Annotated in this window: 15 protein-coding genes; 6 read left to right on the top strand and 9 right to left on the bottom strand. The window is 71.3% G+C overall.

The genetic code is table 11. The features are described 5' to 3' along the window. Nucleotides 1-218: 218 nt before the first annotated feature. From G3I78_RS03330 to G3I78_RS03305, 6 genes are all read right to left on the bottom strand, one after another. Nucleotides 219-1,595 (bottom strand): 8-oxoguanine deaminase, encoded by a 1,377-nt coding sequence (locus G3I78_RS03330; RefSeq protein WP_164421189.1) that lies wholly within the window; start codon nucleotides 1,593-1,595, stop codon nucleotides 219-221. Nucleotides 1,596-1,609: 14 nt separating this feature from the next. After that, nucleotides 1,610-2,506, bottom strand: coding sequence for a factor-independent urate hydroxylase (pucL, locus tag G3I78_RS03325; RefSeq protein WP_164421188.1), 897 nt, complete (start codon nucleotides 2,504-2,506; stop codon nucleotides 1,610-1,612). A gap of 6 nt (nucleotides 2,507-2,512) precedes the next feature. Then, nucleotides 2,513-2,905, bottom strand: coding sequence for a hydroxyisourate hydrolase (gene uraH, locus G3I78_RS03320; protein ID WP_164421187.1), 393 nt, complete (start codon nucleotides 2,903-2,905; stop codon nucleotides 2,513-2,515). A gap of 5 nt (nucleotides 2,906-2,910) precedes the next feature. After that, nucleotides 2,911-3,420, bottom strand: coding sequence for a 2-oxo-4-hydroxy-4-carboxy-5-ureidoimidazoline decarboxylase (gene uraD / locus G3I78_RS03315; RefSeq protein ID WP_164421186.1), 510 nt, complete (start codon nucleotides 3,418-3,420; stop codon nucleotides 2,911-2,913). 83 nt (nucleotides 3,421-3,503) lie between these two features. After that, the gene (locus tag G3I78_RS03310; RefSeq protein ID WP_164421364.1) at nucleotides 3,504-3,812 is read right to left on the bottom strand and encodes a helix-turn-helix domain-containing protein; all 309 of its coding nucleotides are present in this window, start codon (nucleotides 3,810-3,812) and stop codon (nucleotides 3,504-3,506) included. A 47-nt stretch (nucleotides 3,813-3,859) separates the two neighbouring features. Further along, entirely contained in the window at nucleotides 3,860-4,111 is a 252-nt protein-coding gene (locus G3I78_RS03305; RefSeq protein WP_164421185.1) for a hypothetical protein, read from the bottom strand. Between the two features lie 137 nt (nucleotides 4,112-4,248). Here G3I78_RS03305 and G3I78_RS03300 point away from each other — a divergent pair, with 137 nt between their 5' ends. Together G3I78_RS03300 and G3I78_RS03295 are read left to right on the top strand one after the other, a co-directional pair. Beyond that, complete coding sequence (locus G3I78_RS03300; RefSeq protein WP_164421184.1) at nucleotides 4,249-5,070, top strand: TIM barrel protein; 822 nt, start codon at nucleotides 4,249-4,251, stop codon at nucleotides 5,068-5,070. Between the two features lie 28 nt (nucleotides 5,071-5,098). After that, nucleotides 5,099-5,989 (top strand): 2-hydroxy-3-oxopropionate reductase, encoded by an 891-nt coding sequence (locus G3I78_RS03295; protein WP_164421183.1) that lies wholly within the window; start codon nucleotides 5,099-5,101, stop codon nucleotides 5,987-5,989. 550 nt (nucleotides 5,990-6,539) lie between these two features. On the opposite strand, the gene gcl is transcribed toward G3I78_RS03295, so the two are convergent. Further along, the gene (gcl, locus tag G3I78_RS03290) at nucleotides 6,540-8,324 is read right to left on the bottom strand and encodes a glyoxylate carboligase (protein ID WP_164421182.1); all 1,785 of its coding nucleotides are present in this window, start codon (nucleotides 8,322-8,324) and stop codon (nucleotides 6,540-6,542) included. Nucleotides 8,325-8,480: 156 nt separating this feature from the next. On the opposite strand from gcl, the gene G3I78_RS03285 reads away from it, so the two are divergent. After that, nucleotides 8,481-9,164 (top strand): hypothetical protein, encoded by a 684-nt coding sequence (locus tag G3I78_RS03285; protein WP_164421181.1) that lies wholly within the window; start codon nucleotides 8,481-8,483, stop codon nucleotides 9,162-9,164. Between the two features lie 142 nt (nucleotides 9,165-9,306). Here the strand turns inward: G3I78_RS03285 and G3I78_RS03280 are convergent, their stop codons facing one another. Together G3I78_RS03280 and G3I78_RS03275 are read right to left on the bottom strand one after the other, a co-directional pair. Beyond that, the gene (locus G3I78_RS03280; protein WP_164421180.1) at nucleotides 9,307-10,893 is read right to left on the bottom strand and encodes an AMP-binding protein; all 1,587 of its coding nucleotides are present in this window, start codon (nucleotides 10,891-10,893) and stop codon (nucleotides 9,307-9,309) included. Further along, a complete protein-coding gene (locus tag G3I78_RS03275; RefSeq protein ID WP_164421179.1) occupies nucleotides 10,890-12,557 on the bottom strand; it encodes an AMP-binding protein in 1,668 nt (555 codons plus the stop codon). The genes G3I78_RS03280 and G3I78_RS03275 overlap by 4 nt, the downstream gene beginning before the upstream one ends. A gap of 117 nt (nucleotides 12,558-12,674) precedes the next feature. On the opposite strand from G3I78_RS03275, the gene G3I78_RS03270 reads away from it, so the two are divergent. The 3 genes from G3I78_RS03270 (at nucleotide 12,675) to G3I78_RS03260 (ending at nucleotide 17,473) form a co-directional block, all read left to right on the top strand. Beyond that, nucleotides 12,675-13,505 carry a LuxR C-terminal-related transcriptional regulator gene (locus G3I78_RS03270; RefSeq protein WP_343243635.1) on the top strand — a complete coding sequence of 277 codons (831 nt, stop codon included), beginning with the start codon at nucleotides 12,675-12,677 and terminating at the stop codon, nucleotides 13,503-13,505. Nucleotides 13,506-13,648: 143 nt separating this feature from the next. Beyond that, on the top strand, nucleotides 13,649-16,465 hold the full coding sequence (locus G3I78_RS03265; RefSeq protein ID WP_164421178.1) for a helix-turn-helix transcriptional regulator: 2,817 nt from the start codon (nucleotides 13,649-13,651) through the stop codon (nucleotides 16,463-16,465). Between the two features lie 216 nt (nucleotides 16,466-16,681). Continuing rightward, on the top strand, nucleotides 16,682-17,473 hold the full coding sequence (locus G3I78_RS03260; RefSeq protein WP_164421177.1) for a serine protease: 792 nt from the start codon (nucleotides 16,682-16,684) through the stop codon (nucleotides 17,471-17,473). Nucleotides 17,474-17,489 lie beyond the last annotated feature (16 nt).

Here is a 17,489-nt window from a genome sequence, read left to right as displayed (position 1 = left end):
CGGCTCTCCTCCGGGCGGGTACACGGCCGCGGAAAGGCGGTGCCGTGGGTTTCATGGAGGTGGTGCGCGGCCGTGCGGGGACCGTTGACGGAGGACCGTTCCGGGGCGCGCGCGTCCAACACGCGCCCCGGGCACGGCCGTCGTGAACACCGCTGGGCGTCCACGACTGCCGGCCGGGAGCCGTCCCTCCCGGCCGGAGATCGTTGCCGTACGAGAGGTCAGTGACCGGCGATCCGGGCCAGGCGCCGGGCCTGCTCCCGCGTCGAGCGCGCGATCGCGTCCTCGTCGACGTGCGACAGGCGTCCGTCCTCGACGATCTGACGGCCGTTCACGAAGGAGGCCGTGACCGGTGCCGCCGCGCCGAAGACCAGCGCGGTCACCGGGTCGGCGATCGACGCGTGCGCGAGGGTGTCGAGCCTCCAGAGCACCAGGTCGGCGAGCTTGCCCGGCTCCAGGGAGCCCGTCTCGGCCGCGCGGCCGAGGACCTGGGCGCCGCCGTAGGTGCCCAGACGCAGCGCCTGACGGGCGTTCAGAGCGGCTTCCCGGTGCGCCCCGAGGCGGTTGATGAGCAGGGCGTTGCGCAGCTCGGTGTGCAGCTCGCCGGACTCGTTGGACGCCGTACCGTCGACGCCGAGGCCGACCGGGACACCGGCCGCGAGCATGTCCGGGACCCTCGCGATCCCGGCCGCGAGACGGGCGTTGGACGAAGGGCAGTGGGCCACGCCGGTCTTCGTCCGGGCGAAGGCGGCGATGTCGGAGTCGTTCATGTGGACGCAGTGCGCCATCCACACGTCCTCGCCGAGCCAGCCCGTGGACTCGAAGTAGTCGGTCGGGCCCATGCCGAACAGCTCCTTGCAGAACTGCTCCTCCTCGACCGTCTCCGAACCGTGGGTGTGCAGCCGCACCCCGAGCCGGCGGGCCAACTCGGCTCCCTGGCGCAGGAGTTCGGTGGAGACGGAGAACGGCGAGCAGGGGGCCACGGCGACCTGGGTCATCGCGTCGAAGGAGGAGTCGTGGTGCTCCTCGACGGTGGCCTCGGTCGCGGCGAGGGCGCCTTCGAGGGTCTCGACGGCGAAGTCCGGGGGCAGCCCGCCGTCCTTCTCGCTGCGGTCCATCGAGCCGCGGGCCAGGGTGAAGCGGACACCGGTCTCGCGGGCCGCGCGGATGATGGCGCCGGACAGGTCTCCGGAGCCGGCGGGGAAGACATAGTGGTGGTCCATCGCGGTGGTGACACCGCCACGGGCCATCATCGCGAGCGAGCCCTGGGCGGCCGCGTAGACCATCTCCTCGTCGATGCGCGCCCAGGTCGGGTAGAGCGCGACGAGCCAGTCGAAGAGGTTGTGGTCGGTGGCCAGGCCCCGGGTGATCCACTGGTAGTAGTGGTGGTGGGTGTTGACCAGGCCGGGGGTGACCAGATGGCCGGTGGCGTCGATACGGCGTACGACGTCCGTGAGGCCCTCGGGGGCCCTGCCCGCGCCGAGCGACTCGACGCGGTTGCCGGCGATGACGACATGGCCGTTCGCGTACTCGGTGTCGTGCGCGTCGACGGTCGCGATCGAACAGTTCTCGATCACGATGCGCTGAACTGCTGCCATGGTGCGTGCGCCCCTCAGAGGTTGGTCAGGTCGGCCGGGATCTTCGCCTCGCGCCCGTCCCGCAGCACGGTGCCCTCGATCAGTCCGTAGGGCCGGTCGGCCGCGAAATAGACCTCGTTGTCGTTCTTGAGCCCGAACGGCTCCAGGTCCACCAGGAAGTGGTGCTTGTTCGGCAGCGAGAAGCGGACCTCGTCGATCTCGTCGCGGTTCTCGATGATCCGCGAGCCCATCTGGTACAGCGTCTGCTGGAGCGAGAGCGAGTACGTCTCCGCGAAGGCCCTCAGCAGGTGCCCCTTGACCTGGGCGTACGACTCCTCCCAGGCCGGCATCGGCTCGGCGTCGTCGGTCCAGTTGAAGCGCCAGCGGGCGGAGACCTCGGTGGCCAGGATGCGGTCGTACGCCTCGGGGAGCGTCGTGTACTTGTCCTTGACGTAGCCCCAGAACTCGGAGTCCGTCGAGTTCATGACGGTCAGGTCCTTCAGCCCGGAGACGACCTCCCACGACGAGCCGTCGTAGGTGATCTGGGTCAGCCGGGTCTCCTGGCCCTTGCGCACGAAGGAGTGCGCCCCCTTGCCCGCGTTCTCGATCCGCTCCCAGCTGTACTCCTCGATACGGATCCGCGCGGTCCTGATCGGCTCCTGGCTCGTCACGAAGTGCCGGGCGAGGTGGATGCCGAACTGCTCGGCGGACTCGATGCCGTGCTCCTTGGCGAACGCGTACACCGTGTTCTTGGTGGTGTCGGTCGGCAGGACGTGGGCGTTGGAGCCGGAGTAGTGGACCTCGTCCATGTCGCCGCTGAGCGAGACGGAGACGTTGAGGTCCTTGATGTGGTGGGTGGCGCCGTCCCGCGTGATCTTGACGACTCGGTTCTCGGCCTTGCCGTACTGGTTCTGTCCCAGAATGGTGGGCATCTCTAGCTAGCTCCCTCGATATACGGAGTAGCCGAACGGGTTGAGCAGCAGCGGTACGTGATAGTGCTCCCCGGGCCGTACGGCGAAAGTGATCGCCACCTCGGGGAAGAACACGGCACCGCTGTCCCGATTCGTGGGGGCGTCCTGCTGCGCATCGGCTTGCTTCTTCTCGAAATACGGCTCCACGGCGAAGTCGAGCCGTACGTGGGTGGTGCCCTCCGGCAGGGCCGGAAGGTCCTTGCACCGGCCGTCGGCGTCGGTCTCGCCGCCGCCGAGCGCCTGCCAGTCCGCGTCCCGGCCCGACCGGGCCAGCAGCCGGACGGCGACCTGTGCGGCGGGACGGCCGACGCTGGTGTCGAGGATGTGCGTCGACACCGAGGCGGTGGTGCTGGTGCTCATGCTGCTCAGTCCTCTTCGACGATTCGGGCGAGGCGAATACGGTTGATCTTTCCCAGCTCGGCGCGGACGATCTCGCGTTCCCGCTCCGGCGCGTTGCCGATCCGCTCCTTGACCGCGTCCCGCATCTGCTCGCCGGTGCGGCCGGTGGCGCAGATCAGGAAGACATGGCCGAACCGCTCCTGGTACGCCAGGTTCAGTTCGAGCATCTCCGCCCTGAGCTCCTCGGTCGCACCCGCCATGCCGCGCTGTTCGCGGGCCGAGGTCGGGTCGCCCGCCTTGGGGCGGCCGATCGGCGGGTGGCCGGCCATCGCCTCGGCGAGGTCGCCGGGGGTCAGCCCGGCCGTGGCCGCGTCGCTCGCCTCGTACAGGTCCGCCGCGGTCGCGTAGGGCCGGGCGGCGAGCAGACGCCGAGCCCACGCCGTGGAGGCGCACGCCTCAAGGAGGAGGGCGTGGGCCGCGTGCTCCTCCAGGACGTTGAACCGGGCCAGGCCGGGGGGCGTGGTAGTCGAAGTCACGGGCTCAGCTAACGCCCCGACGCGACATCACGTCAACACTTTGTTGAAAATTCGGGGTTACGGACCCCGGCGAAGGCCATTCCCTACGCTTTGTCCCGGTTCAGATAGTTGTAGACCGTGAAGCGGCTCACCCCGAGCGCGCTCGCCACGGTCTCCACGCCGTGCCGCACGGAGAAGGCGCCGCGCGCCTCGAGAACGCGGACGACCTCCTGCTTGGCCTTGCGGTCCAGGTCCGCGAGCGGCATGCCCCGCCTGCGCTCCATGGCGGCCAGGATGTGATCGAGGGAGTCCGCGAGCTGCGGCAGCCGTACGGCGACCACGTCGGCGCCCTCCCAGGCGAGGACGACATCGTCGGGGCCGGCCTCGTCGGGCGGGAGCATCTCGCCGCCCATGGCGTCGACCAGCGGCTTGACCGCGGCGACGAAGGGCTCGTCGGCCGTCACTCGCCGCCCTCCCCGATCACGTTGAGCTGGAGCGAGATCCGGGTGGCGCCGGAGTCCAGGGCCTTGCGCAGCAGGGCGTCGACGGCGTTGAGCACCTCACCGGCACCGCCTTCCGCCGTGTTGCCGAAGGGACCGACGTCCACCGCGTCGAGGTCGGCCGCCTCGATGACCTCACGGGCCACGAGCGCGTGCGCCGGCGCCTCGTCGAGGTCGAAGGGCTCGGTCGTGAACTCCACTCTCAATCGCACGCGCTCAACCTAACGCGCGGTGACGTTTTCCGCCGGGCCCTCTTGACAACCCCTCCGACCCGACGGCAATCTTCCAATAAGCAGAAACTAACTTCCGCATCACGGAAACACTCGACACGGAAGGGAGCGCCGGCGACATGGGATTCGCAGAGCAGCGCTTCAACGTCAACCTGTCGATCCTCTTCACCGAACTCCCGCTCCTGGAGCGCCCGGCGGCAGCCGCCGCGGCCGGCTTCTCCGCGGTCGAGCTGTGGTGGCCCTGGATCGACACCCCCACCCCCGAGCGGTCGGAGCTCGACGCCCTGAAGAAGGCGATCGAGGACGCGGGCGTCCAGCTCACGGGCCTGAACTTCTACGCCGGTCAGCTGCCCGGTCCCGACCGGGGCGCCCTCTCGGTGCCGGGCGCGGAGTCGGAGCGGTTCCGCGCCAACATCGACGTGGCCGCGGACTTCGCCCGGTCGCTCGGCGCCACGGCCCTGAACGCCCTGTACGGCAACCGCGTCGACGGCGTGGACCCGGCCGAGCAGGACGCGCTCGCGCTGGAGAACCTGGTCCTGGCGGCCCGCGCGGCCGACCGGATCGGCGCGATCCTCCTGATCGAGGCCCTCAACAAGCCGGAGTCGCCGCGGTATCCGCTGGTGTCGGCCCCGGCCGCGGTCGCCGTCGTCGACCGGGTGAACCGGGCCACGGGCCTGGACAACGCGCGCTTCCTCATGGACCTCTACCACCTGTCCATGAACGGCGAGGACCTGCCGGCGGTGATCGAGGAGTTCGCGCCGGTCACCGGCCATGTCCAGATCGCCGACAACCCCGGCCGCGGCGCGCCCGGCACCGGCTCGCTGCCCCTCGAAGACCTCCTCGACCAGCTGAAGAAGGCGGGTTACGACGGCTGGGTCGGCCTCGAGTACAAGCCGGGCGACCGCCCGAGCGCCGAGGCCTTCGACTGGCTCGCCCGCTGACCCCCTTTACCGAGAGGCACCCCCAATCATGAGCAACCTCCCCAAGATCGCGTGGATAGGCCTCGGCATCATGGGCTCCCCCATGTCCGAGAACCTGGTCAAGGCGGGCTACGACGTCACCGGCTTCACCCTCGAACAGGACAAGCTGGAGCGCCTGGCCGCCGCCGGTGGCACCGCCGCCGGTTCGATCGCCGAGGCCGTGCGGGACGCCGACGTGGTGATCACGATGGTGCCCGCCTCCCCCCAGGTCGAGGCCATCGCGTACGGCCCCGCGGGCATCCTGGAGAACGCCCGCTCCGGCGCCCTGCTGATCGACATGTCCTCGATCACCCCGCAGACCTCGGTGGACCTGGCCAAGGCCGCCGCCGAGAAGGGCATCCGGGTCCTCGACGCCCCCGTGTCCGGCGGTGAGGCCGGTGCGATCGAGGCCGTGCTGTCCATCATGGTCGGTGGCGGGCAGGCCGACTTCGACGAGGCCGAGCCGATCTTCGAGGCGCTGGGCAGGACCATCGTGCTGTGCGGTCCGCACGGCTCGGGCCAGACCGTGAAGGCCGCGAACCAGCTGATCGTCGCCGTGAACATCCAGGCGTGCGCCGAGGCCGTGGTCTTCCTGGAGAAGTCGGGCGTGGACCTGAAGGCCGCCCTCGACGTCCTCAACGGCGGGCTCGCCGGCTCGACCGTGCTGACGCGCAAGAAGGACAACTTCCTCCAGCGCGACTTCAAGCCGGGCTTCCGGATCGACCTGCACCACAAGGACATGGGCATCGTGACGGACGCGGCCCGCAATGTCGGCGCGGCGCTTCCGGTGGGGGCCGTGGTGGCCCAGCTGGTCGCCAGTCTGCGTGCGCAGGGCGACGGGGGGCTGGACCACTCCGCGCTGCTGCGGGCGGTCGAGCGGCTCTCCGGCGCCCGGCTCTGACACCCCCATAGACCCCGGGCGGCGCCACCGCTGACATCTGTCCTGTCGCGCCCAGGCGGTGGCCCCGCCCGGAACCAAGACCTTCGGTGAATCAGCGGACAACCGCGGCGGTGGGCGAGCCAGTGCGGTGGTGAAGGCACCGGGGCCTCCTTCTTCGACCTGAGGGAAGGAGGGTCCCTCGGTGCCGTCGCCGCCGTCGCGGTGCCGGTCGAGCCGGCGTGGAGTGAGCGCAGGACGCGGATTTCCGTGTCCTGCGCTTCTTCGCGTTCCGGGGTACTGGGTTCTGTCGGGTGGCGGCTGCGGGTGCTTCGTGGCTGGCCGCGCAGTTCCCCGCGCCCCTCAAAGGCAGCAGGTCCAGCTGTACCGACCAGCCCCCACCGAGCCGCAGCCGCTCTACGGCACCAGGCGTATCCCACCTACGAAACCCTCAAATCAAGCTCTGAATACGGTTCAAGGGGCTTCAACCAGCCCCTGCCGCGGGCACATTCTCGACACGTGAAGAGGCCCGCCGGCACGGGGGCGGCGGGCCTCTCATGTTTGACGCCCGGCGTCAGACCTTCAGCGGTTTGATCGCCGTAGGCACATGCGCCGGCTCCGTCGCGATCTCCTCGAACTCCACCACGTTCCCGATGTCGTTCGTCGTCGACATGGAGATGTTCGTGACGCGCTCCAGGATCGCCTCGACGACGACCGGCACCCGGAACTCCGCGGCGAGCTTCTTGGCCTGCTCGAAGGCCGCGCCCAGTTCCGCCGGGTCGGTCACCCGGATCGCCTTGCAGCCCAGCCCCTCGGCGACCTTGACGTGGTCGACGCCGTAGACGCCCAGTTCCGGCGAGTTGACGTTCTCGAACTCCAGCTTGACCTGGAAGTCCATGTCGAAGCCGCGCTGGGCCTGGCGGATCAGGCCCAGGTAGGCGTTGTTCACGAGGACATGGACGTACGGGATCCGGTGCTGCGCCCCGACGGCCAGCTCCTCGATCATGAACTGGAAGTCGTAGTCCCCGGAGAGGGCCACGACCTGTGCGTCCGGGTCGGCCTTGGCGACACCGAGCGCGGCCGGGACGGTCCAGCCGAGCGGGCCCGCCTGACCGCAGTTGATCCAGTGGCGCGGCCGGTAGACGTGCAGCATCTGGGCGCCGGCGATCTGGGAGAGGCCGATCGTGGAGACGTACCGGGTCTCCGGGCCGAAGGCCTTGTTCATCTCCTCGTAGACGCGCTGCGGCTTGATGGGGATGTCGTCGAAGTGCGTACGGCGCTGGAGAGTCGCCCTGCGCTCCTGCGCGGAGGCCGCCCAGGCGCTGCGGTCGGGCAGGCTGCCCGCAGCCTTCAACTCCCTTGCCACCTCGACGAAGAGCTCCAGCGCGGCCTTGGCGTCCGACGCGATGCCGTAGTCCGGCGCGAAGATCTTGCCGATCTGGGTGGGCTCGATGTCGACGTGGACGAACTTCCGTCCGGCCGTGTAGACGTCCAGCTTGCCGGTGTGGCGGTTGGCCCAGCGGTTGCCGATGCCGAGGACGAAGTCGGACTCCAGGAAGGTCGCGTTGCCGTAGCGGTGCGAGGTCTGCAGGCCCACCATGCCGGCGTTCAGCTCGTGGTCGTCGGGCAGCAGGCCCCAGCCCATCAGGGTCGGGACCACCGGGATGCCGGTCAACTCGGCGAACTCGACGAGGAGTTCGGCGGCGTCGGCGTTGATGACCCCGCCGCCGGCGACGATCAGCGGGCGCTCGGACTCGTTGAGGAGGGCCAGCGCCTTCTCGATCTGCGGGCGGGTCGCGGCCGGCTTGAAGGCCGGGAGCGGCTCGTACGTATCCGGGTCGAACTCGATCTCCGTCAGCTGGACGTCGATCGGCAGGTCGATCAGGACCGGGCCGGGGCGACCGGAGCGCATGAGGTGGAAGGCCTGCTGGAAGACGCCGGGGACCTGGGCCGCCTCCAGGACGGTCACCGCCATCTTGGTCACCGGTTTGGCGATCGAGGCGATGTCGACGGCCTGGAAGTCCTCCTTGTGGATCACCGCGGTCGGCGCCTGGCCGGTGATGCACAGGATCGGGATGGAGTCGCCGATCGCGGAGTACAGGCCGGTGATCATGTCGGTGCCCGCGGGTCCGGATGTGCCGATGCAGACGCCGATGTTGCCCGGGTGGGTGCGGGTGTAGCCCTCGGCCATGTGCGAGGCGCCCTCGACATGGCGGGCGAGGGTGTGGTGGATGCCCCCGGATGCCTTGAGCGCCGCGTAGAAGGGGTTGATCGCCGCGCCGGGCACGCCGAACGCGTCGCTGACACCTTCGCGCCGGAGGATCTCAACTGCCGCGCGGGCAGCGGTCATTCGAGCCATCGAGTACTCCTGTCGGATGCGTACTCCCGTCGCGCCCCGCCGCGAGCACTTCCGTATAGTGGAATAGATTTTCTACTATCTGGAAGAAATGTAGGTCGGCGGGTGAACACCGTCAAGAGGCGGACAACGGGGTGCGCGCAGGAGGACGATGAGGCCATGTCCGAGAGCGTGTCGGTGCGCTGTCCGGTCTGCCGGCGCGAGCATCTCTACGCGGCGCCGTCGTACCCCTGCGAGTGCGGCGCCCCCGTCTCGCCGTCGCTGGACCGCGACGGCGTGCCCACGGCCGTCACCCACCAGGTGTGGGACGAGGCGTGGGTCGCGGTGAAGTGCCCGGTCTGCGGGCTCAGGGCCGAGTGGCCGCGGCCCGAGCTGGGCTGCGCCTGCGGGACCGTCCTGCGCATCCCGGTGACCGGGGGCCCGGCCCGCGCGCCGGAGGCGGACCCGGAGCCGGACGCCGCCGCTCCCCCGCGCCGCGCCTTCCAGCCGATCACGATCCGCACCGCGCGGGACGCGGTCACCGTCGCCGCGCTGTATCTGCGCTGGCTCGGCTACGAGGACATCCGGCGCGCGGACCAGCGGCCGCCGTCCGGCATAGGCATCGCCGCGCGCGGTCTGCTGGCCCAGGTGGACCCGACCGTGCGCCCCGCCTCACTGCGGGACGTGGAGTGCCTGTGGCTCACCGCCATGACGGAGTCCGCGCACTGTGTGTACTTCTCGCTCGCCGGCTACACCACCGAGGCCCGCGCCGGCGCCGACTCCCTCGGCGTCCCCCTGTTCGTCCTCGACCTGACGGGGACACCGCAGCCGGTGAACAGCCTGGCGGACGAACTGGACGGGTAGGCCGCTCGCCGGTGGGCGTCGGGCAGGGCCGACCTCCCTGACCGCTCGCCTGTGAGCGGCAGGCAGGGCCGACCTCTCTGCCCTGCCGCCCTCCCCGCGCCCCCGCCCTCCCCGCCCTCCCCGGACTCCCCGGACTCCCCGGCTACCCCTGCGCGTACGTCTCCCGCAGCTCCACCTTCCGCACCTTCCCGGACACCGTCATCGGGAACGACTCCAGGATCCGCAGCCGGCTCGGGATCTTGTAGTGGGCCAGCCGGCCCTCGCAGAAGGCGCGCAGTTCCTCCAGGGTCGGCGGGTTCGCCGGGTCGCGCGGGATGACGCAGGCCAGGACCTCCTCGCCGTACCGCTCGTGGGGGACCCCGACGACCTGGACGTCCGCGATCTTCGCGTGCCCGTAGAGGAACTCCTCGATCTCGCGCGGGTAGATGTTCTCGCCGCCCCGGATGATCATGTCCTTGATGCGGCCGACGATCTCGACGTACCCGTCCTCACGCATCAGCGCCAGGTCCCCGGTGTGCATCCAGCGCCCGGGGTCGACGGCCTCCGCGGTCTTCCCGGGCTCGTTCCAGTAGCCGAGCATCACGCTGTAGCCGCGGGTGCACAACTCCCCTGCCGTGCCCCGGGGTTGAGTGACCCCGGTCGCCGGGTCGACGACCTTCACCTCGATGTGCGGCAGGACGCGGCCCACCGTGCCGGTGCGGTGTTCGAGGTCGTCGTCCCTGCGGGTCTGGAGGGAGACCGGGGAGGTCTCGGTCATGCCGTAGCAGATGGACACCTCCGCCATGTGCATCTCGGCGACCACCCGCTTCATCACCTCCACCGGGCAGGGCGAGCCCGCCATGATCCCGGTGCGCAGGGAGGAGAGGTCGTAGGACGCGAAGTCGGGGAGGTTCAACTCCGCGATGAACATGGTCGGTACGCCGTACAGCGAGGTGCAGCGCTCCCGCTCGACCGCGCGCAGCGTCGCCGCCGGGTCGAAGGAGGGGGCCGGGATGACCATGCAGGCGCCGTGCGAGGTGGCCGCCAGGTTGCCCATCACCATGCCGAAGCAGTGGTAGTACGGCACCGGGATGCAGATCCGGTCCTGCTCGCTGTAGGCGATCGACTCACCGACGAAGTAACCGTTGTTGAGGATGTTGTGGTGGGAGAGCGTGGCTCCCTTCGGGAAGCCCGTCGTGCCTGAGGTGTACTGGATGTTGATCGGGTCGTCGCAGGACAGCTCCGGGTGCACCGCTCCCGGGCCCCCGCGCCGCAGCAGTTCGTCCCAGCTCGGGTGGCCGAAGTAGACGGCCTCCCGCAACTCCGGGCAGCCGCCCCGCACTTCGTCGACCATCGCCCGGTAGTCGCTGCTCTTGTGGCTCAGGGAGGCGAACAGCAGGGAGATCCCGGCCTGCCGCAGGACGTACTCCACCTCGTGGGTGCGGTACGCCGGGTTGATGTTCACCATGATCGCGCCGATGCGGGCGGTGGCGTACTGCACGAGCACCCACTCGGGGCAGTTGACCGCCCAGATCCCCACCCGGTCGCCCTTGACGACCCCGGAGGCGAGCAGCGCGGACGCCAGTTCGTCGACCTCGGCGCCGAGGCGGGCGTACGTCCAGCGCCGTCCGGAGGGCACGTCGACCAGCGCCTCCCGGTCGGGCCAATTGGCCACCGCCCGCTCCAGGTTGGCGCCGATGGTGTCGCCGAGCAGCTGCGTCGTGCTCACTCCGTGCGCGTACGAGTTCACCGGAAGTCCTCCTCGCGGTACTCCGCCGCCGACCCGGCCGCCGTCGCCTCCCGCAGCTCGATCCGCCGGATCTTGCCTGACACCGTCTTGGGCAGCTCCGCGAACTCCAGCCGCCGGATGCGCTTGTAGGGCGCCAGCACCTCGCGCGAGTGCTCGAAGAGCACCTTCGCCGTGTCGGGGCCGGGCTCCCAGCCCTCCGTGAGCACGACGTACGCCTTCGGGACCGCGAGCCGCACTTCGTCCGGCGCGGGCACGACGGCCGCCTCGGCGACCGCCTCGTGCTCCAGGAGCGCGCTCTCCAGCTCGAAGGGGCTGATCTTGTAGTCGGAGGCCTTGAAGACGTCGTCACTGCGGCCGATGTAGGTGAGATGGCCGTCCTCGTCCCTCGACGCCACGTCACCGGTCCGGTAGTACCCCCCGGCCATCGCCTCCGCCGTACGGTCCGGGTCGCCGTGGTAGCCGGTCATCAGGCCGACGGGCCGGGCCGACAGGTCCAGCGCGATCTCGCCCTCGGCCGCGCCGGGAGCGCCGGAGACCGGGTCGAGGAGTTCCACCCTGTAGCCGGGGCTGGGGCGGCCCATGGAGCCGGTCTTCAGCGGCTGGCCCGGGCTGTTGGAGACCTGCACGGCCGTCTCGGTCTGGCCGAAGCCGTCCCGGACGGTGACGCCCCAGGCGCGCCGGACCTGCTCGATGACCTCGGGGTTCAGCGGTTCCCCGGCCGCGACCACCTCGCGCGGCGGGGTGCGCAGCTGGGTCAGGTCGGCCTGGATGAGCATGCGCCACACGGTCGGCGGGGCGCAGAAGGTCGTCACCCCGGCCCGGTCCATCTCGGACATCAGCCGTGCCGCGTCGAAGCGCGTGTAGTTGTGGATGAAGACGGTGGCCTCGGCGTTCCACGGCGCGAACAGATTGGACCAGGCGTGCTTGGCCCAGCCCGGCGAGGAGATGTTCAGATGCACGTCACCGGGCTTGAGGCCGATCCAGTACATGGTCGCCAGGTGCCCGATCGGGTACGAGGTGTGCGTGTGCTCGACGAGCTTGGGGCGGGCGGTCGTCCCGGAGGTGAAGTAGAGCATCAGCGGGTCGTCGGCCAGGGTCGGCCCGTCGGGCAGGAACTCGGCGGAGGCGGCGTACGCGTCCTCGTACGGCTGCCAGCCCTCCGGCACCCCGCCGACCGCGGTGCGGGTGTAGTCGCCGGGCACCTCGTCGAACTTGCCGGCGTCCTCGGCCCGCACCAGCACGTGCCGCACCCGGCCGCGCTCGACGCGGTCGCGCAGGTCGGCGGGGCCGAGCAGCGGGGTCGCCGGGATGACGACGGCCCGCAGCTTCATGGCGGCCAGGGCGGTCTCCCAGAGCTCGGCCTGGTTGCCCAGCATGACGAGGACGCGGTCCTCGGCCTCCACCCCGCGCTCGCGCAGCAAGTTGGCGACCCGGTCGGACCGCTCGGCCAGCTCGGCGAAGGACAGCCGGACCTCGCTGCCGTCCTCCTCGACGATGTGCAGGGCCGTGCGGTCGTTGCCCTCGGCGATGACGTCGAACCAGTCGAGCGCCCAGTTGAAGTGGTGCGGGCGGGGCCAGTCGAAGCCCTCGTACGCCGTGGCGTAGTCCTCGCGGTGCCGCAGCAGGAAGTCCCGTGCCCCGCGGAAGTCCTCCGTAGCCGTCATCTGTCGTCCTCCTCGTGCCGGACCATTGCCGGGCGGCTCTCTGCCATCGTGTAATCCGTGGTGCAGGTCTCACTACCCCCGAACGGGGGTGTGTGCCGCGGCGAAGGGGACGAACAGGTGTCAGTGGACACGGCCGGCTCGGTGGAGATCCGGCGGGCACTCGCGCGACTGCGGCGCGGCACGGGGCTCCCGGTCGCCTTCGGCGGGCTGGTGGAGCCCGGCCGGCCGCAGGTGCGGATCAGCGAACTGAGCGGCACGGCCACCACCTCGCTCCTGGCCCTCGCGGTCACCTCCGGCAACGGCCTCGGCGGCAGGACGGTCGCGCTGGCCCGCCCGTGCGCCGTCGCGGACTACTCCGTCTCCACCCGGATCAGCCACGAGTACGACGCCGCGGTCGCCGCCGAGGGCCTGCGCTCGGTGCTGGCCGTGCCGGTGGTGGTACGGCGGCGGGTGCGCGGGGTGCTGTACGGCGCCCTGCGCGACCCCCGGCCGCTCGGCAACCGCACGCTGACGGCGGCGGTGGACGCGGCCCGGGACGTGGAGCAGGCGCTGGTCGTCGGCGACGAGGCGCGGGACGTGCTGTCGGCGGCGCAGGCCGAGCCGGACCGCGCCGACACCTCCGCCTGGGAGCAGGTCCGGGAGGCGCACGCGGCGCTGCGGGCGCTGGCCCCGCGGATCACCGACCCCGCGCTCAGGACCGAACTGCTGGACGCCTGCGCCCTGCTGGCCACCGACCCCGCGGCCGCGGACGGCGTCGCCCTGGCACCACGCGAGCTGGACGTACTGGCCTGTGTGGCGGCCGGGGCGACGAACGCCGTGGCGGCGGAGCGGCTCGGGCTGGCCCCCGAGACGGTGAAGGCGTACCTGCGGTCGGCGATGCGCAGGCTGGGGGCCCGGACCAGGGGCGAGGCGGTGGTCGCGGCGCGTCGGGCGGGGCTGCTTCCGTAACATCCGCAGACATCTCATTCATGCACGGTCGCTTTGAATTTCCCCATGCGGAACCGGTTGTTATCTCCCTCACCACCGCTTCCCTCCGAATTTCAATGCACCTTGCCTAATATTGGCCAGGACACGACACACGGAGGGGAGCGGTGACCGTGCCACGCGACTTCCAGGAGCCCGCGAGATGCCGCCCTGACCTGGTCATCGGTCGCGACGAGCTGTTCGGCGAGGCACGCGAGCAGCTCGCCCGGGGCGGCAGCGTGCTGCTGCACGGCCCCGCCGGAATAGGAAAGTCGACGGTCCTGCGGGCCCTGGCCGCGGAATGCGGCGAAGCGGCCACGACCGTGCTGCGCTGCTCGGCCACCGAGTCGGAATCCCACCTTCCCTTCCTGGCCCTCGCCGACCTCTTCGGCCTGGTCCTCGACGACGTGTCCGACAAGCTGCCCGCGGCCCAGCGCACCGCGCTGGAGTCGGCGCTCACCGGACGCGGCGAGTCCACCCTCCAGCGCGACGGCCTCGCCCTGCGCCTGGCCGTGCTCTCGGCTCTGCGCGCCCTGGCCGCCGAGGGCCCGGTCCTGGTCGTCGCCGACGACGTGCAGTGGCTGGACCCGGCGAGCCTGGAGCTGCTCGGGTTCGCCGCCCGCCGGCTCGGCGACATCCCGGTGCGGATGGTGTGCGCGGTCCGGACCGACGGTCCCGAGTACGACCGCCATCTACGCGCGTTGCCCCCGGAAAGCCTCGCCGTCCGCTTCAACCCGCTCACCCGCGCCCAGGTGGCCGCCCTGCTCGACCACCGCGGCTACACCGGCCTCCAGCGCTCCACCGTCCGGGACATCCACCGCACCAGCGGCGGCAACCCCTTCTACGCCCTGGAGCTGGGCCGCGCGCTCAGCGAGAACCCGACCCCGCCGCGCCCCGGCGAGCCGCTGCCGGTGCCGACCTCGCTCAGGGCCCTGGTGCTCAGCCGCCTCCAGATGCTGTCGGCCGAGGCCCGCCGCACCCTCCTGGTGGCGAGCGCGGGCGCCCGCCCCACCCCGGCCCTGCTGCACGCGGCCGGCCGTCCGGACGCCGAGGCCGAGATGGCCCAGGCGGCGGCGCTGGGTCTGCTGGCGACGGAGGCCGAGGGGCCCGCCGTACGCTTCGCGCATCCGCTGATCTCGGCCGCCCTGTACGCGGAGGCCCCCGCGCAGGAGCGGCGGGACGCGCATCAGGCGCTGTCCACGGCCGCCTCCGACCCCATCGAACGGGCCCGCCATCTGGCCCTCGCGACCACCGGCACCGACCCCGTGGTCGCCGCCCGGCTCGCCGAGGCAGCCGCCCTGGCCCGGGACCGCGGCGCCCCCTCGGTGGCCGCCTCCCTCGGACTGCTGTCGGCCCGGCACACCCCCGCCGACAGCGCGCAGGGCCCGGACGTACGGCGGCTCCAGGCGGCCGAGGACGCGATCACCGCCGGTGAGCTGGACCTCGCCCGGGACATCGCCCGGGACGTGCTGACCCGGGCGACCGTGGCCGCCGACCGGGTGCGGGCCTGGATCATCGTGATCGACACCGCGGGCCACGCCATGACGGAGGTCGACGCGGTCTTCCCACAGGCGCTGGCCGACGCGGGCGACGACCCCAAGCTGCTCTCGCTGATCCACTATCAGCTGACCTGGCGGCACGTCCTCGTGGACGGCGACTTCGACCGGGCCCGGGAGGAGGCCGCCCATTCGGCGGCGCTCGCCGCGCGGGCCGGCGACCGCTACAACGAACTGATGGCGCTCTCCTTCCAGGCCCAGCTGGAGACCCTCATGGGCCACCCGGACGCCCCCGCGACCATCAAGCGGGCCCTGAAGGAGCCTCAGGACCCGCGGGTGGCCTGCCATCACAACGGCGCCGGGTACTCCCGGTTCCGCTGGCTGATCATGAGCGACCAGCTGCCCGAGGCCCGCGCCACGGTCACCGCGCTGCTGCGCGAGGTGCGGCGGCGCGGGTCGGTCGAGAGCGAGGTGCACTTCCTGCGCGGGGTCGCCGAGACCGAGCTGCGCTCCGGGCACTGCGGACGGGCCCTCGACCTGTCCCGGGAGGCCCTGTCGATGGCCCGCGACACCGGGATCGGCGAGGTCGCCTCGGCCGTGCTCACCTCCCTCGCGGAGGCTTCCGGCGGCAATGTCGAGCGGGCCCTGGAACTGGCCCGGGACGCGGTCGGCCACGCCGAGGAGAACGGCGACCAGATGTACGAGTCCCGGGGCCTGACCGCCCTCGGATACGCCCAGTTCGTGGCCGGGGACGCGCACGGCACGGTCCGTTCGCTGCGCCGGGTACGCGAGCTGGAGGACGGGCTCGGCATCACCGACCCGGCGCGTGGGCGCTGGCAGGGCGACCTGGCCGAGGCGCTGGTACGGATCGGGGAGGTCGGGGAGGCGCAGGACGTCATCGACGTGACCCGCCGCAACGCGCTCCGGCTGGGCCGGGAGAGCGTGCTCGCCGTACTGGACCGGGCCGAGGCCCTGGTGCGGGCGGCGCGGGGGGAACACGAGGCCGCGCTCGCCCAGTTGACCTCCGTGCAGGATCGTCTCGCCAAGCTGGGCCACGGCCTGGAGGAGGCCCGGGCCGCCTTCGCCCTGGCCCAGCTGCGCACCCGGCGGCCCGCTCCGACGTCGTACGACGAGGCGGCTCGGCTCTTCCGGCGCTGCCGGGCGCTGCCCTGGCTGCGTCAGGTGGAGGCGGCCGCGATGGCGCCGGTCCCGGAGCCCGCGGTCGTGCCGGTCGCCGCGCCGGACGGGCTCGACGGTCTCGAAGGGCTCGCCTCGATGGAGCGTCAGGTGGCCGCGCTCGTCATGGAGGGCGCCACCAACCGGGAGATAGCCGCGCGGCTGTTCATCAGCGTCAAGACCGTCGAGGCGACCCTCACCCGGGTCTACCGCAAGCTCGGGATCCGCTCCCGGGTGGACATCGTCCGGCTGGCGGCGGGACGGCGGCCGTAGCCGAAACGCGGGACACGCCGGGGCAGCCCAGGGCCGACCGAGGGTTTTCCCTGCCCAACTCCCTTAGGGGGTTCCCTCATTGGGAAGGGGAACTTCCGCGTTCTAGCTTATGAACGTGCCGCTCGCCCGGGCATACGGGGGTCGGTCCCGCGACCCCCGTGTACCACCCCCCACACCCGCGCGACCCCCCACCGGCAACCCTGAGGAGACTCACTGATGTTCGGGCTCACCCGTGCGAAGAAGGCCGGCGCCGTCGCCCTGGCGACCGCCGCTGCCGCCGCCACCGCGTTGCTCAGCGCCCCCACCGCTGTCGCCGCCCCCCAGCCCATCGTCGGCGGTACGACGACGACCACGACGTCGTACCCGTTCATGATGCAGATCACGGACGCCTCGCAGAACCAGTTCTGCGGCGGCACCCTGGTCTCCGCCACCAAGGTCGTCACCGCGGCCCACTGCATGGTCGGCGAGACCACCAGCAGTGTCAGAGTCGTCGGCGGCCGCACCTACCTGAACGGCACCAACGGCACGGTCGCCCGGGTCAGCAAGATCTGGATCCACCCGAGCTACACCGACGCCACCAACGGCGACGACGTGGCCGTCCTGACCCTGTCGACGTCGATGCCGTACACCACGGCGTCGTACGTCTCCTCGTCCCAGACCGGTGTGTACGCGGCCGGCACCACCGCCCGCATCGTCGGCTGGGGCACCACCTCGGAGAACGGCAGCTCCTCCAACCAGCTGCGGACCGCGACGGTCCCGACCGTCTCCAACTCGAGCTGCGCAAGCTCCTACGGCTCCGACTTCGTCGCGAGCGACATGGTTTGCGCCGGATACACCTCCGGCGGCACAGACACCTGCCAGGGCGACAGCGGCGGTCCCCTGCTCATCGGGGGCGTCCTGGCAGGGATCACTTCCTGGGGAGAGGGGTGCGCGCAGGCCGGTTACCCGGGTGTCTACACCCGGCTGACCACCTTCTCCAGCCTCGTGACCACGCAGGTCAACTCATAGCTCCCCAGAAGTCCTC

Source organism: Streptomyces sp. SID13726, assembly GCF_010548375.1.
Taxonomy (GTDB): Bacteria; Actinomycetota; Actinomycetes; order Streptomycetales; family Streptomycetaceae; genus Streptomyces.
The sequence above is the reverse complement of the archived record's forward strand: the minus strand, read 5'-3'. Positions and strand labels throughout refer to the sequence as shown.

Excerpts from the sequence above, each read along its gene's own strand:
- G3I78_RS03330 (WP_164421189.1), bottom strand. The coding sequence starts at position 1,595 with ATGGCAGCAGTTCAGCGCATCGTGATCGAGAACTGTTCGATCGCGACC.
- pucL (WP_164421188.1), bottom strand. The coding sequence starts at position 2,506 with ATGCCCACCATTCTGGGACAGAACCAGTACGGCAAGGCCGAGAACCGA.
- uraH (WP_164421187.1), bottom strand. The coding sequence starts at position 2,905 with ATGAGCACCAGCACCACCGCCTCGGTGTCGACGCACATCCTCGACACC.
- G3I78_RS03310 (WP_164421364.1), bottom strand. The coding sequence starts at position 3,812 with ATGGGCGGCGAGATGCTCCCGCCCGACGAGGCCGGCCCCGACGATGTC.
- G3I78_RS03300 (WP_164421184.1), top strand. The coding sequence starts at position 4,249 with ATGGGATTCGCAGAGCAGCGCTTCAACGTCAACCTGTCGATCCTCTTC.
- G3I78_RS03295 (WP_164421183.1), top strand. The coding sequence starts at position 5,099 with ATGAGCAACCTCCCCAAGATCGCGTGGATAGGCCTCGGCATCATGGGC.
- gcl (WP_164421182.1), bottom strand. The coding sequence starts at position 8,324 with ATGGCTCGAATGACCGCTGCCCGCGCGGCAGTTGAGATCCTCCGGCGC.
- G3I78_RS03285 (WP_164421181.1), top strand. The coding sequence starts at position 8,481 with ATGTCCGAGAGCGTGTCGGTGCGCTGTCCGGTCTGCCGGCGCGAGCAT.
- G3I78_RS03275 (WP_164421179.1), bottom strand. The coding sequence starts at position 12,557 with ATGACGGCTACGGAGGACTTCCGCGGGGCACGGGACTTCCTGCTGCGG.
- G3I78_RS03260 (WP_164421177.1), top strand. The coding sequence starts at position 16,682 with ATGTTCGGGCTCACCCGTGCGAAGAAGGCCGGCGCCGTCGCCCTGGCG.